This window comes from Pseudomonas brassicacearum, assembly GCF_918698105.1.
GTDB lineage: Bacteria > Pseudomonadota > Gammaproteobacteria > Pseudomonadales > Pseudomonadaceae > Aquipseudomonas > Aquipseudomonas brassicacearum_F.
The window spans coordinates 24,926-38,694 of the sequence record NZ_CAKKMI010000040.1; the positions used below are offsets into that span (position 1 = coordinate 24,926).

The 13,769-nt window shown below is 61.5% G+C and carries 11 protein-coding genes; 3 read left to right on the top strand and 8 right to left on the bottom strand.

What is annotated here, in order from left to right; all coding sequences use genetic code 11:
- Positions 1-180 precede the first annotated feature (180 nt).
- The 5 genes from LQ215_RS16775 to oscA form a co-directional block, all read right to left on the bottom strand.
- The gene (locus LQ215_RS16775; RefSeq protein ID WP_003196507.1) at positions 181-1,170 is read right to left on the bottom strand and encodes a sulfate/molybdate ABC transporter ATP-binding protein; all 990 of its coding nucleotides are present in this window, start codon (positions 1,168-1,170) and stop codon (positions 181-183) included.
- Between the two features lie 3 nt (positions 1,171-1,173).
- Positions 1,174-2,043 (bottom strand): sulfate ABC transporter permease subunit CysW, encoded by an 870-nt coding sequence (gene cysW / locus LQ215_RS16780; RefSeq protein WP_230151554.1) that lies wholly within the window; start codon positions 2,041-2,043, stop codon positions 1,174-1,176.
- A 12-nt stretch (positions 2,044-2,055) separates the two neighbouring features.
- Positions 2,056-2,874: a sulfate ABC transporter permease subunit CysT gene (gene cysT / locus LQ215_RS16785; protein ID WP_230151556.1), complete on the bottom strand. Its 819-nt coding sequence runs from the start codon at positions 2,872-2,874 to the stop codon at positions 2,056-2,058.
- A gap of 227 nt (positions 2,875-3,101) precedes the next feature.
- Positions 3,102-4,115, bottom strand: coding sequence for a sulfate ABC transporter substrate-binding protein (locus tag LQ215_RS16790; RefSeq protein ID WP_230151559.1), 1,014 nt, complete (start codon positions 4,113-4,115; stop codon positions 3,102-3,104).
- A 131-nt stretch (positions 4,116-4,246) separates the two neighbouring features.
- Complete coding sequence (gene oscA / locus LQ215_RS16795) at positions 4,247-4,429, bottom strand: sulfur starvation response protein OscA (RefSeq protein WP_003186967.1); 183 nt, start codon at positions 4,427-4,429, stop codon at positions 4,247-4,249.
- Between the two features lie 487 nt (positions 4,430-4,916).
- Here oscA and LQ215_RS16800 point away from each other — a divergent pair, with 487 nt between their 5' ends.
- Positions 4,917-5,300, top strand: a complete 384-nt coding sequence (locus tag LQ215_RS16800; RefSeq protein WP_230151562.1) for a DUF6124 family protein — start codon at positions 4,917-4,919, stop codon at positions 5,298-5,300.
- 995 nt (positions 5,301-6,295) lie between these two features.
- Here the strand turns inward: LQ215_RS16800 and dibA are convergent.
- Positions 6,296-8,203 carry a phosphodiesterase DibA gene (gene dibA / locus LQ215_RS16805; RefSeq protein ID WP_230151565.1) on the bottom strand — a complete coding sequence of 636 codons (1,908 nt, stop codon included), beginning with the start codon at positions 8,201-8,203 and terminating at the stop codon, positions 6,296-6,298.
- 144 nt (positions 8,204-8,347) lie between these two features.
- Here dibA and desA point away from each other — a divergent pair, with 144 nt between their 5' ends.
- Positions 8,348-9,532 (top strand): delta-9 fatty acid desaturase DesA, encoded by a 1,185-nt coding sequence (gene desA / locus LQ215_RS16810; protein ID WP_230151567.1) that lies wholly within the window; start codon positions 8,348-8,350, stop codon positions 9,530-9,532.
- A gap of 325 nt (positions 9,533-9,857) precedes the next feature.
- Entirely contained in the window at positions 9,858-10,847 is a 990-nt protein-coding gene (locus LQ215_RS16815; RefSeq protein ID WP_230151569.1) for a GGDEF domain-containing protein, read from the top strand.
- A 148-nt stretch (positions 10,848-10,995) separates the two neighbouring features.
- On the opposite strand, the gene LQ215_RS16820 is transcribed toward LQ215_RS16815, so the two are convergent.
- Together LQ215_RS16820 and gabT are read right to left on the bottom strand one after the other, a co-directional pair.
- Complete coding sequence (locus LQ215_RS16820) at positions 10,996-12,210, bottom strand: HDOD domain-containing protein (protein ID WP_230151570.1); 1,215 nt, start codon at positions 12,208-12,210, stop codon at positions 10,996-10,998.
- A 138-nt stretch (positions 12,211-12,348) separates the two neighbouring features.
- Entirely contained in the window at positions 12,349-13,626 is a 1,278-nt protein-coding gene (gabT, locus tag LQ215_RS16825; protein ID WP_057450589.1) for a 4-aminobutyrate--2-oxoglutarate transaminase, read from the bottom strand.
- Positions 13,627-13,769: the final 143 nt, after the last annotated feature.

Genomic DNA, 13,769 nt, shown 5'->3' on the forward strand with positions numbered 1-13,769 from the left:
GGTTTGATTCAAGGACAGGTGCAGAAGTAGAACCGATTGAAGCAAGGAAAAGCGTCGTTATTCAGATTCAGATGGCGGTGTCAGTGAGGACGCCATCGCGAGCAAGCTCGCTCCCACAATGGATCTGCGTCATACACAAATCCCCCTGTGGGAGCGAGCCTGCTCGCGATGCTTTTTGCTTTAGAGATTGGCGACTTTCTGCCAGACCTTGGGCTTGAAGAACAACGTCTCGCCCTTCGCCAGGCCCACCAGGCTGTCGTGATCCTTCACCACTTCCGCCTCGATCAGCTCGCTCTGGCCTTCCACCTTCAGGGTCACCCGGGTGGTGGCGCCGAGCGGACGGATGTCGCGCACTTCCGCGGCGTGGTGGTCTTCCAGCTCCGAGCGCGACAGCGAAACTTCGTGAGGGCGGAACAGCACATGCCGGTCCTCACCCAAGTGCAGGCGGTTCGAGTCGCCGAGGAAGTGATACACAAAGTCGCTGGCCGGGTTTTCGTAGACGTCGCCCGGCGAGCCGATCTGCTCGATCACGCCTTTGTTCATCACTACGATGCGATCGGCGACTTCCATGGCCTCTTCCTGGTCGTGGGTCACGAACACCGAGGTCAGGTTGATATCCTCGTGCAGCCGCGCCAGCCAGCGGCGCAGTTCCTTGCGGACCTTGGCGTCGAGGGCGCCGAACGGTTCATCCAGCAGCAACACCTTGGGTTCTACCGCCAGGGCGCGGGCCAGGGCGATACGCTGGCGCTGGCCGCCGGACAACTGCTCCGGGTAGCGGTCGGCGAGCCAGTCCAGTTGCACCATGTTCAACAGCTCATGGACCTTGGTCGCGATCTGGCTTTCGTTCGGACGCTGGTTCTTCGGCTTCATGCGCAAGCCGAAGGCAACGTTGTCGAACACCGTCATGTGGCGAAACAAGGCGTAGTGCTGGAACACGAAGCCGACGTTGCGATCACGCACGTCGTGGCCGGACACGTCCTCGCCGTGGAACACGATGCTGCCTTGGTCCGGGGTTTCGAGGCCGGCGATGATCCGCAGCAACGTGGTCTTGCCGCAGCCCGACGGGCCCAGCAGCGCCACCAGCTCGCCGCTCTGGATGTCCAGGCTGATCTCGTCCAGGGCCCTGAACGCGTTGAAATTCTTGCTGACATTACGGACTTCGATCGACATGACTTATTCCTCCGCGGCGCTGGCGCGCAGGCGGTTGATTCGGTTTTCGCTCCACTGCTTGAGCAGCAGGATCAAGAGCGCCAGGATCAGCAACAGGCTCGCCACAGCGAACGCGGCCACGTGGTTGTATTCGTTGTAGAGGATCTCGACGTGCAGCGGCAGGGTGTTGGTCACCCCGCGAATGTGCCCGGACACCACCGACACCGCACCGAACTCACCCATGGCCCGGGCGGTACACAGCACCACGCCATAGATCAGGCCCCACTTGATGTTCGGCACAGTGATATGCCAGAACATCTGCCAGCCATTGGCGCCGAGCAGGCGCGCGGCCTCTTCTTCCTGGGTGCCCTGCTCCTGCATCAGCGGGATCAGTTCCCGGGCCACGAACGGTACGGTGACGAAGATGGTCGCCAGGACGATGCCCGGCAGCGCGAACACGATCTGGATGTCGTGATCCGACAGCCACGGCCCGAACAGGCCCTGGGCGCCGAACATCAGCACGTAGACCAGGCCCGCGATCACTGGCGACACCGAAAACGGCAGGTCGATCAGCGTCACCAGCATGCTCTTGCCACGGAATGAATACTTGCTCACGCACCACGCGGCACTGACGCCGAACACCAGGTTCAGCGGCACCGAGATCAGCACGGCAACCACCGTGAGCTTCAACGCCGACAACGCGTCGGGCTCGAAGATCGCCGTGAAGAACGCCCCCAGCCCGAGCTTCAGGCCCTGGGACACCACGATGAACAGCGGCAACAGCAGAAACAATGCAAAAATCAGCCAGCCGAGGCCGATCAGCACGCGCCGCGACGTTGCACTGCCGCGGCGGGCAGCGTTGGTGGAGGCTGCAGAAATAGACGATTGGGACATGTTCGCGCCTCCTTATGGGGTTTCGATGCGCCGCTGCAGCAGGTTGATCAGCAGCAACAGGACGAAGGAAACCACCAGCATCAGCACGCCGATGGAGGTGGCGCCGGTGTAGTCGTATTGGTCGAGCTTGACCATGATCAGCAGCGGCAGGATCTCGGTTTTCATCGGCATGTTGCCGGCGATGAAAATCACCGAACCGTACTCGCCCACGCCACGGGCAAAGGCCAGGGCGAAGCCGGTCAACCAGGCCGGCAACAACGCCGGCACGAGGATGTGGCGGAACACCTGCCACGGCTTGGCACCGAGGCAGGCGGCGGCTTCTTCGACTTCACGGGGAATATCGGCCAGCACCGGCTGCACCGTGCGCACCACGAACGGCAGCGTCACGAAGGTCAGCGCCAGGGTGATGCCCAGCGGCGTATAAGCGATCTTGAAGCCCAGCTCAGTGGCGAACTGGCCGACCAGGCCGGTCGGCGCATACAACGCCGTCAGGGCAATACCGGCCACGGCGGTGGGCAGGGCGAACGGCAAGTCGATCATCGCGTCGATGATCTTGCGACCGGGGAAGGTGTAGCGCACCAGTACCCAGGCCAGCAACGTACCGATCACGCCGTTGATGATGGCGGCGTACAGCGCAGTGCCGAAACTGAGTTTCAGGGCCGCAAGCACACGCGGCGCCGAAATGATCGCCCAGAACTGTTCCCAGGTGAGCTGGGCGGCATGCACGAACATCGCCGCCAGGGGTATGAGCACAATCAGACTGAGGTACACCAGGGTGTAGCCCAGCGTCAGCCCGAAGCCGGGTATGACGGGGGATATGCGACGCGACATAAAGGTCCTTGGTTGAGAACAGCAAAGCCCCGACGGTCATTGCAATGCGGTTCACTGGAGAATGAATCCGTGGCGAGGGAGCTTGCTCCCGCTGGGCTGCGCAGCAGCCCCATTCTGTGAGCGCTTCGCACTCAAGCGGGAGCAAGCTCCCTCGCCACAGGGATTTCAACAACTCTTAAGTGAACACCATTACAGGTAGATCAGAGCCCTTTTATGGCCTACCCAGCTTACTGCGCCTGATAGATCTGGTCGAACACGCCGCCATCGTTGAAGAATTTCGGTTGGGCGCTTTTCCAGCCGCCGAAGTCCTTGTCGATGGTTACCAGGTCCAGCTTCGGGAACTGCCGGGCGTACTTGGCGGCCACATCCTTGTCCCGTGGACGATAGAAGTTTTTCGCGGCGATTTCCTGGCCGGCCGGGCTGTACAAGTGCTTGAGGTAGGCTTCGGCGATCTCCAGGTTGCCCTTTTTCTCGGCGTTCTTGTCCACCACCGCCACGGGCGGTTCGGCGAGGATCGACAGCGACGGCACGACGATGTCGAACTTGTCCGCGCCGCCGTCCTCTTTCAGCGCCAGGAAGGCTTCGTTTTCCCAGGCCAGCAGCACGTCGCCCTGACCGTTGTTGACGAAGGTAATGGTCGAGCCACGGGCACCGGTGTCGAGGATCGGCACGTGCTTGAACAGCGCCTGCACGTATTCCTTGGCCTTGCCTTCGTCACCCCCGTTGGCCTTCAGGCCGTAGGCCCAGGCGGCGAGGAAGTTCCAGCGCGCACCGCCGGAGGTCTTCGGGTTCGGGGTGATGACCGACACGTCGTTCTTGATCAGGTCGCCCCAATCCTTGATGCCCTTGGGGTTGCCCTTGCGCACCAGGAACACGATGGTGGACGTGTAGGGCGTGCTGGCTTCCGGCAGGCGGGTTTGCCAGTCCGCCGGCAGGGACTTGCCCAGCTTGGCGATTTCATCGATGTCACCGGCCAAGGCCAGGGTCACCACGTCAGCCCGCAGACCATCGATCACCGCCCGGCCTTGCTTGCCCGAACCACCGTGGGACTGCTGGATCTTCACGCTGTCGTCCGGGTGCGCTTTCTTCCAGAAACTGGCGAATTCGGCGTTGTAATCCTGGTAAAGCTCACGCGTCGGGTCGTAGGACACGTTGAGCAACTCGTAATCCTTGGCGACAGCGGAACCTGCAAAAACAGCACTGGCCAATGCGGCCAGGGCATAACGACGAATGGACGACATGGTGAAAGCTCCTGGAATTCTGGTTTTTATGGCTTCGAAATCGTTGTGGTCCTGAAAAGATCGCAGCCTTCGGTAGCTCCTACGCCTAGCCCCCTGTAGGAGCTGCCGAAGGCTGCGATCTTTTGTCTTCCTCAAGACGGCTTATGACTCGGCTGCTGCAGCCGGAATTTTTCCTTGCGTTCGATCTGGACCACCTGCGCGTTGTGCACGGTGATTTCCACCGCCCCAAAACGCAGATCGCGCAACGCGCTCTGGATCTCGCGCAAGATGGTTGCTTCGTCCTGGCCGTCAACGCTACGTAGAGATGCGCTCATGCTGCTGCTCCTTGAATGAATGCCTGGCAGTGGGCGGCACTGCTTGCGGCGTGGGAGCAATACTAGATAAGCGCAGATATTCTTAAAAATACTATTTAAGAATTTTTATATAACCAAAATTACATAAAGTGGCCGACGTCCTACGGCAGGGGCGATGGGGGACTTTTTCCCTGCCAAACCCTCGGAGATTTCCTTCAAAACGCCGGGCTGTTCATGAACTAGGCACCCTGGTTTTGCACCGCTAACCTTGGTTCGTCATCGCAAAAAACGGTGACACGGACGTGCAAGTCCGGGTAAAACACCAACCCTTAATGCTTCTAGCCATTCGTGGCGCATTCGCGCCCGTGTTTTATGGCGGCTGTGTTCGGGAGATCTTCGGATCTGCCGAGTTTTGGGTATGGTTGCTCGGTCTTGCACACTCGCACACAGCTGCCACCCTTCATTGCGTGCAAGCGATCCAGGGCGGTTCTCTATAGGAAACCTACCCATGTTCAAACCTACGCCGAATCCTCCGCAAAACGGCCACAAATCCCGCGTCCAAGCGCAGGAAGAAAAAAAGCTCGAAGACGCCACCACCCGCGCCCTCGACTACTACCTCAACCCCAAGCCCGCCTCACCGCCTGAGCCTGACAAAAACCAGCTCTTCATCGTGTCCCCCCACATCGACACCGAAACCCTGCTCGCCAACGCCTCAGAAGACCTGCTCTCCATCAGCACCATCGCCGCCGACCTGGCTGACGATGTGGACGATTCACGCCGCTGCGTCGCTTTGGCGATCAGCCGCATGGCCGACGGGGTGCAATTGTTGGTTGAGCGGGCGTTGGATCATTTGGAAACCAAGGAGATGGTGGCGGCTGGAGCCAAGGTGTAGCGCTTGCATTGATGCAAGCTGAGCCGACGCCATCGCGAGCAAGCTCGCTCCCACAATGGTTCTGCGTCGAACCGAATCTCAAGTTCAACGCCAATCCATTGTGGGAGCGAGCCTGCTCGCGATAGCGGTGCATCAGTCCCTATCAATGCCAACTGAACAGACGCCTTCGCGAGCAGGCTCGCTCCCACAGTTGGATTGAGGTACGGCAGGAGAGATAGGTCGGCTGTCAGGCCGCCTCGCGAGCAAGCTTTGCTCCCACAGGCCCTGCTCAAACAGATCTGAGGGGTGTACGACCGGGAGAACCAGGTCGGCTACTAGGCCGCCTCGCGAGCAAGCTTTGCTCCCACAGGCCCTGCTCAAACAGATCTGAGGGGTGTACGACCGGGAGAGCCAGGTCGGCTACTAGGCCGCCTCGCGAGCAAGCTTTGCTCCCACAGGCCCTGCTCAAACAGATCTGAGGGGTGTACGACCGGGAGAACCAGGTCGGCTACTAGGCCGCCTCGCGAGCAAGCTTTGCTCCCACAGGTCCTGCTCAAACAAATCTGATGGGTGTACGGCCGGAAGAGCCAGGTCGGCTATCAGGCCGCCTCGCGAGCAAGCTTTGCTCCCACAGGCCCTGCAAACAGATCTGATGGGGGTACGACCGCGAGAGCCAGGTCGGCTACTAGGCCGCCTCGTGGTGGACGTTGATCTCGGCGCCCCGTTAACCACGCAGGCCGAACGCAGGCATTGTGGAGTGGGCATCCCGGCATGGATGCCGGGATAGCCGCGCTGGGCCATGGATGGCCCTTCGCGGCGGGCCCACGGAGCAATGCCGGAGTGAGGGCACACCGAGCCCAAGCGAGGTGCCGAGTGGTGGGGCAAAAGCGTTTTGGTTACTTTTGACTGGGCCGGCTTCCGGGCTTTTCAAAAGTGACCCGCCGTCAGGGCGGAACCCTAAGCCGCCGTTACCGCAGCAACGGATATGCACTCGACCAACATCAATACCCTGACGATCAAGCAATAACCGGCGCCCGCCCCCAATCCAACTGCGCCGCCGCCACCGGCCGGCCAAACCAGTAGCCCTGCCCCAACTCACACGCCTGCCCAAGCAAAAACGCCGCTTGCTCACGCTGCTCGATGCCCTCGGCGTGCACCTGCATACCCATGCTGTGGGCCAGGGCAATGATCACCCGGACGATCGCCGCATCATCCTCATCCCACGGCAACCCCGCGACAAACCCCTGATCGATCTTGAGCTTCTGCACCGGCAAACGCTTGAGCCGCAGCAACGACGAATACCCCGTGCCAAAATCGTCGATGGCCAGGCGCACGCCCAACTCCCGCAAGCGATGCATCTGCTCCAGCGCCACCTCCGGATCTTCCATCACCGCGCTTTCCGTCACTTCCAGTTCCAGGCAACCCGGATCCAGGCCCGTGTCGTGCAACACCTGAGCGACCTGGTCGTACAACTCGCGACGGGCAAACAACCGACTCGATACGTTGACGGCGACAAACGACAGCGCCACGCCGGCCTGCTGCCACTGGCACATCTGCCGGCAGGCCTGGTTCATGACCCAGGCATCGACCTGGGCAATCAGGCCGGTACGCTCAGCGATGGGAATGAACTCGGCCGGCGACACCAGCCCCCGCGTGGGATGCTCCCATCGCACCAGCGCCTCGACACCGATCAGACGACTGGTCGCCAGCTCGTGGACCGGCTGGTAGTGAACGCGCAACTCCTGTTGCTGCAGCGCGCGCCGCAATTCGAAGGCAATCTCGACCCGCTGCTGGGCGTGGGCCGTGAGTTCTTCGGTGTACAAGGCATAGCCGTCGCGGCCGGCGCTCTTGGCCTTGAACAACGCCGAATCGGCATTGCGCAGCAGTTGCCCGGCGCTCAGGGCATCGCCGGGAAACAGGCTGATGCCGATGCTGGCATTGATGAACAATGCGTGATCATCGAACCGTAACGGCTCTTTCAACGCATCGAGGATGCGCCGGGCCAACGCCGCGGCCTGGCCTGGCTGCGAGCAGTTTTCCACCAGCACCGCAAATTCGTCGCCCCCGAGCCGGGCCAGGGTCACCCCTGGCGCAAAAAGCCCGCGAAACCGCTCGGCCACGCCTTTGAGCAACTCATCGCCCACGTTGTGACCCAGGCTGTCATTGATGTTCTTGAAGTGATCCAGGTCCAGCAGCAACAAGGCACAGCCACGTTTGTGCAACTGCGCCGACGCCAGGGCCTGCTCGGTGCGATCGGAAAACAGCAGGCGGTTGGGCAAGCCGGTCAGCGGGTCGTGATGGGCCAGGTAGGCCAGCTCGTGCTCGGAATCCTTGATGGCGCTGATGTCAGAAAACACCGCGACATAATGGCTGACCTCGCCGCTGTCGTCGCGAATGACGCGGATCGTCTGCCATTGCGGGTAGATCTCACCGCTTTTACGCCGGTTCCAGATCTCGCCGCTCCATTCGCCCTGGCTGCTCAGGGAAGCAAACATGTCGCGATAGAACTCCGGCCCATGGCGACCGGACTTGAACAGGCTGGGGCGCTGACCCAGCACTTCATCCCGCATATAACCGGTGATCGACATGAAGGCCCGGTTCACGTGCACGATCAGGCCGTTGCGGTCGGTCACCAACACCCCTTCGCGGGTGCAATCGAAGACGGCGGCAGCCTGGCGCAGGCGCTCTCGATCGACGCTGTGCTCGCCCTTGGCGAAAAATCGCGAGATCCGCGCCCGCGCCAAAAAGACCAGCCCGGCGCTGAACAGCGCCCAGGCATAGCCGTTGATCAGTAGCCAGCGTTGCCTGTCGGCGAATTGATCGAAGAAACTGGTCGATAAATAACCAGTCAGTTGCAGCCAGATGACTGACAGCACGAGATAAAGCAGCGCTACGCGCATGGCACTGCGTTGATAGACAGTCATTCGGCCATCCATGTCCCTACAAAGAGGTGGATTATAGAGGAAGAAACATTCAGCCACTCTTATCTGAAAGGCCGACTGGTTTTATCTGTCGAGCCGGTGATAATGCAACGGCTGTTTCTATCTTTATCGAGGGCCCTACAGCCTATGTGGTACGAAGGTTTTCTTGGCTTGTCGGCCTGGTCACTGGTGGCAGTCACCCTGCTGATGACCCATGTCACGATCATTGCCGTCACGGTCTACCTGCACCGTTATTCGGCGCACCGCTCCCTGGAGCTCAACGCCGGTCTCAAACATTTCTTCCGTTTCTGGCTGTGGCTGACCACGGCGCAGAACACCCGCGAGTGGACCGCCATCCACCGCAAGCACCACGCCAAATGCGAAACCGTCGACGACCCCCACAGCCCGGTCATCAAGGGCTTGTCCACCGTGCTGCGCAAAGGCGCCGAGCTGTATCGCGCCGAGGCGGAGAACCCGGAAACCCTGCGCATCTACGGCAAGAACTGCCCCGACGACTGGATCGAGCGCAACCTCTACAGCCGCTTCCCGCTGCTGGGCGTGGCGATCATGGGCATCATCGACCTGCTGCTGTTCGGCACCATCGGCATCACCATCTGGGCCATCCAGATGATGTGGATTCCCGTGTGGGCCGCCGGCGTGGTCAATGGCCTGGGCCATGCCGTGGGCTACCGCAACTTCGAATGCCGCGACGCGGCGACCAACCTGGTGCCCTGGGGCATCCTGATCGGCGGCGAAGAACTGCACAACAACCACCATACCTACCCCAACTCGGCCAAGCTGTCGGTACGCAAATGGGAGTTCGACCTGGGCTGGGCCTGGATCCGGGTGTTCAGTGTCCTGCGCCTGGCCAAGGTCCAGCGGGTTGCGCCGATCGCCCACCGGGTCGAAGGCAAGGGCCACCTGGACATGGACACGGCCATGGCGATCCTCAACAACCGTTTCCAGATCATGGCGCAGTACCGCCGGCTGGTCATCGCGCCGCTGGTCAAGCAGGAGCTGGAAAAGGTCGATCACTCGGTGCGTCACCAGTTCCACCGGGCCAAACGCCTGCTGTCGCGGGAAACCAGCCTGCTGGACGACCGTCACCACGTGCGCATCCAGAACATGCTCGAACACAGCCAGGCGCTGAAGGTGATCTACGAGAAACGCCTGGCCTTGCAGCAGATCTGGGTCAAGACCAGCAGCAACGGCCACGACATGCTCGCCGCCATCAAGGAATGGGTCCACGAGGCCGAGGCCAGCGGCATCCAGTCCCTGCGGGACTTCGCCGACCAGCTCAAGACCTACTCGCTACGGCCTGCCACGGCCTGACGATGCAACTCCATGGCAAAGGCTTGCGCGGGGTTCTGTAGGAGCTGCCGAAGGCTGCGATCTTTTGATCTTTCGCTTGAGATTCAAGCGTCAGGGGAAAGATCGCAGCCTCGCTCCGCTCGACAGCTCCTACAGGCCCAGCGGGAGCAATCTCTGGCCACAGGTTCAACCCATACTTTGACTCGCTAAATCCCCCGCCCTTCGTCGCCTGAAAAGGAACTTCGCCCTAAATCCCCTATCTCAAAGAGCACTTCGCCATCCAGGCGGGTTATGGAGAAAGCGCGTGCGAACCAACAGCAGTGCATGCTCTTTGAGATTTGTGCCGATGGTCGACAAGAACCTACAGGATTACTCCCTACCTCATTGGCCCGAGGCAGCCCAGACGCTCATGGCGCTGATGCATGCCCAGGGCGAAGTGGCGCGCCTGAGCGAGCGTGAGCAGTTGTTCAGCTCGTTGCTGGTCAGCGTCAATGCCGTGCTGTGGGCGTTCAACTGGGAAACCCGGCAGGTGCTGTATGTCAGCCCCGCCTACGAGCGGATCTTCGGCCGCCCCGCCGGCCTGGTCCTGGCCGACTTCAACGAATGGCGCGACGCAATCTACCCCGACGACCTGGAGTACGCCGAGCGCAGCCTGGCCGAGGTCTTGGTCAAAGGTGCCGTCGAAGACCGGGAATACCGCATCATCGCCGGCGACGGCCAGGTCCGTTGGTTGAGCGACAAATGCTTCATCAACCGCAAGGCCGAGCCAGGGCAACCGGTGATTGTGGTGGGCATTGCCGAAGACATCACCGAAAAGAAGCTGCTGGAAAGCGAACTGCAACGCCTGGCGACCACCGACGTACTGACCCAAAGCAGCAATCGCCGGCATTTCTTCGAATGCGCCCACCGTGAGTTCGAGCAGGCACGGCTACAAGGCATGCCCATGGCGTTCCTGTTGCTGGACATCGATGACTTCAAGGTGATCAACGACACCTACGGCCATCAGGAAGGCGATACCGTGTTGCAGAGAATCGCCGAAAGCGGGCGGTCCGTGCTCCGGCGCGGTGACCTGTTCGGGCGGATCGGCGGCGAAGAGTTCGCCGCGGTGTTCCCCGGCTGCGCCCCCGACATGGCATTGCAAGTGGCGGAGCGGTTGCAACGGGAAATCCAGCGCCTGATGTTCCGCTGCGGCGAGCAGAGCTTCGGTATTACCGTCAGCCAGGGCCTGACCGGCATCACCCCCGAAGACCAGTCCCTCGACAGCCTGTTCGCCCGCGCCGATGCGGCCATGTACGAAGCCAAGCGCAAGGGCAAGAACCGTATCATCGCGGCTTGACGCAATCGCAGTGCAATTGAATCCAGCCATGCCACTGGTCCTGTGGGAGCGAGCTTGCTCGCGAAGGCGTCAGGTCAGTCGACATCAATATTGACTGATACACCGCCATCGCGAGCAAGCTCGCTCCCACAGGGGGTGGGCGGTGGCTTTATTTACGGCGCAACCGCATCAACTCCGGCAAGCCGATCTTCAGCAACCGCGCCGTGCGCCCCCGGGCCAGCTCTTCAAGTCCTTCGTGCTCGGTCAGATGGGCCATCTGCGCCGCCATGTTCATCACCAGTGCCTCGCGGGAATAAACCCCACCACCCAGGCTATAGGCTGCCGCGATCAACTCACGCAGCTCCAGCGGCAGGCGCCAACGGGTGCGCAGCGCCGAGCCGAAACCGGCGCCGTATTGATCGAGGCAACTCCCTACTTCCTCCAACTCATCCAGCTCGCCACCCGCCTGCGTCCACTCCTCCAGGCAACGCAACAGCGCCAGGTCGCCGAGGCGGTGTAACAGCCCGGCGCAATAACATCGTTCCGGTTCCAGATCCAGCAGCCGCGCCAGGATTCGGGCGTACTCGGCGGTGTGCAGCGACAGTTCCCAGTAACGCTCGGCATAGTCCGCCAGGCACGGAACGCTGAGCCGGGCGCAGCGCTTGAGGGTCAGGGCGAGGATCAGGTTCATGCTTGGCCCGGAACCAAGCTGGTGCAGCGCCTGGGCCACGGTCTGCACCGGGCCGCCACCCTGATGCTGGGCCGCGCTGTTGGCCGCCGCGATCAGCACTCCAGTGATTTGCGGGTCGGTGCGAATCTCTTCTCCGAGCCGTTTCAGATCCAGGCCGCCGGGGTTGAGGCTGCGCTTGACCGCCACTTGCACATCGGTCATCAGCGGCGCGCCTTCGGACAGGTCACGCCGACGCTCCAGAAAAGCTATCAGGGTCAACCCCGGCCCCGGAACCGGTGCATCGTTGGAGGTTTCTTCACCGCCCACCAACAACCCCTGCAAACGCTGGGTCAGGTTTTCCCGGTTCAAGGGCTTGGTCAGATACGCGGTCGGCGCCAGCGGCAAGACCTCGCGCACGCTGGCGCTGTCGTTGCGCCGACTCATCAGGATGAACGGCAACGGCGGGGTGCGGTGCTGCTGGCGAAGACCACGCAGAATCGCCAGGCCATCAACCCCCGGCAGCTCCCAATCGGCGATCACTAGGTCGTAGGGATGTTTCGCCAACAAATCCAAAGCCTCTTTGCCGTCGCCACAAGTGTCCACTCGAGCATCGCAGCGCACACCCGACAACACCTGCTCAAGCAGCTCACGGGACGCCGGGTCGGCCTCGGCGATCAACACCCGCGGTACAGCGGGTAAATCCACAGCAGTCATGCAGCATGCTCCCTTGCCATACTTGCACCTTAGACCTTGGTGGCCGTTCCAGACAGCTCAATATCCACCGGGCAGGTTCGCGGATATGAAAAAACCCGCCAGAAGGCGGGTTTTTGTGGATCAGCGCACAACCGTCGCTCAGAGCTCGGAGAAGCACTCTTCAAGGATAGCCAGGCCCTTGTCCAGTTGCTCGTCCGGCGCGGTCAGCGGCACCAGCACCCGCAGAACGTTGCCGTAGGTGCCGCAGGACAGCAGGATCAGGCCCTTGTCGCGCGCCTTGGCCACGATTTGGGCTACCGCTGCCGCGTTCGGCTTGTGGGAGTCGCCGTTTTCGAACAGCTCCACGGCGATCATCGCGCCCAGGGCACGCACGTCACCGATGACCGGGTACTTCTTCTGGATCGCCTTGAGGCCGGTCACCAGACGCTCGCCCACAGCCTTGCAGCGGTCCAGCAGGTGTTCTTCTTCGAACACTTCCATCACCGCCAGCGCCGCCGCACAGGCGATCGGGCTACCGGCGTAGGTGCCACCCAGGCCACCCGGCGCGATGGCATCCATGTACTCGGCCTTGCCGCAGACACCGGCCAACGGGAAGCCGCCAGCGATGGATTTGGCGAAGGTGGTCAGATCGGCCGCAACGCCCATCTGCTCCATGGCGAAGAAGGTGCCGGTACGGCCGGCACCGGTCTGCACTTCGTCAGCGATCAGCAGAATGCCGTGCTGGTCGCACAAAGCGCGCAGGCGCTTCATGAATTCCTTGGGCGCTACGTAGAAACCACCTTCGCCCTGTACCGGCTCGATGATGATTGCCGCGATGTCACGCGGTTCGGCGTCGTTCTTGAAGATACGCTCGATGCTGGCGATGGAATCGTCGATGCTCACGCCGTGCAGTTCGTTCGGGTACAGCGCGCGGAAAATGCCGCCTGGCATCAAGCCCATGCCGGCCGAGTACGGCACGACTTTACCGGTCAGGCCCAGGGTCATCATGGTGCGACCGTGGTAAGCGCCGGTGAAGGCGATCACACCGGCACGGCCCGTGGCAGCGCGGGCGATTTTCACGGCGTTTTCCACCGCTTCCGAACCGGTGGTCACCAGCAGGGTTTTCTTGGCGAAGTCACCCGGGACCTTGGCGTTGATTTTTTCGCACAGTTCCACGTACGGCTCGTAGGCCAGGACCTGGAAGCAGGTGTGGGTCAGCTTGTTCAGCTGTTCGGTCACGGCGGCGATGATTTTCGGGTGCACGTGGCCGGTGTTCAGCACGGCGATACCGCCGGCGAAGTCGATGAATTCACGACCTTCAACGTCGGTTACCGTGGCGTTCTTCGCCGATTCGGCAAAGATCGGGTGAATCTGGCCAACACCGCGTGGAACAGCGGCGGTACGGCGGGCCATCAAGTCAGCGTTAGTCTTGCTCATTACAGTCCTCATTCGCAGCTCAGGGCGGCGTGTCTCAAGGAATACATGGCGGGGAGGCACTGCGACAGCATGCGATGATCGACTGCCGCAGCGTTCCGGCCACAAGAAACAGAACGGGTGAAACGCGCAAAGGGACAGCGCTC

Excerpts from the sequence above, each read along its gene's own strand:
- LQ215_RS16775 (WP_003196507.1), bottom strand. The coding sequence starts at position 1,170 with ATGTCGATCGAAGTCCGTAATGTCAGCAAGAATTTCAACGCGTTCAGG.
- cysW (WP_230151554.1), bottom strand. The coding sequence starts at position 2,043 with ATGTCCCAATCGTCTATTTCTGCAGCCTCCACCAACGCTGCCCGCCGC.
- cysT (WP_230151556.1), bottom strand. The coding sequence starts at position 2,874 with ATGTCGCGTCGCATATCCCCCGTCATACCCGGCTTCGGGCTGACGCTG.
- LQ215_RS16790 (WP_230151559.1), bottom strand. The coding sequence starts at position 4,115 with ATGTCGTCCATTCGTCGTTATGCCCTGGCCGCATTGGCCAGTGCTGTT.
- oscA (WP_003186967.1), bottom strand. The coding sequence starts at position 4,429 with ATGAGCGCATCTCTACGTAGCGTTGACGGCCAGGACGAAGCAACCATC.
- LQ215_RS16800 (WP_230151562.1), top strand. The coding sequence starts at position 4,917 with ATGTTCAAACCTACGCCGAATCCTCCGCAAAACGGCCACAAATCCCGC.
- dibA (WP_230151565.1), bottom strand. The coding sequence starts at position 8,203 with ATGACTGTCTATCAACGCAGTGCCATGCGCGTAGCGCTGCTTTATCTC.
- desA (WP_230151567.1), top strand. The coding sequence starts at position 8,348 with ATGTGGTACGAAGGTTTTCTTGGCTTGTCGGCCTGGTCACTGGTGGCA.
- LQ215_RS16815 (WP_230151569.1), top strand. The coding sequence starts at position 9,858 with ATGGTCGACAAGAACCTACAGGATTACTCCCTACCTCATTGGCCCGAG.
- LQ215_RS16820 (WP_230151570.1), bottom strand. The coding sequence starts at position 12,210 with ATGACTGCTGTGGATTTACCCGCTGTACCGCGGGTGTTGATCGCCGAG.
- gabT (WP_057450589.1), bottom strand. The coding sequence starts at position 13,626 with ATGAGCAAGACTAACGCTGACTTGATGGCCCGCCGTACCGCCGCTGTT.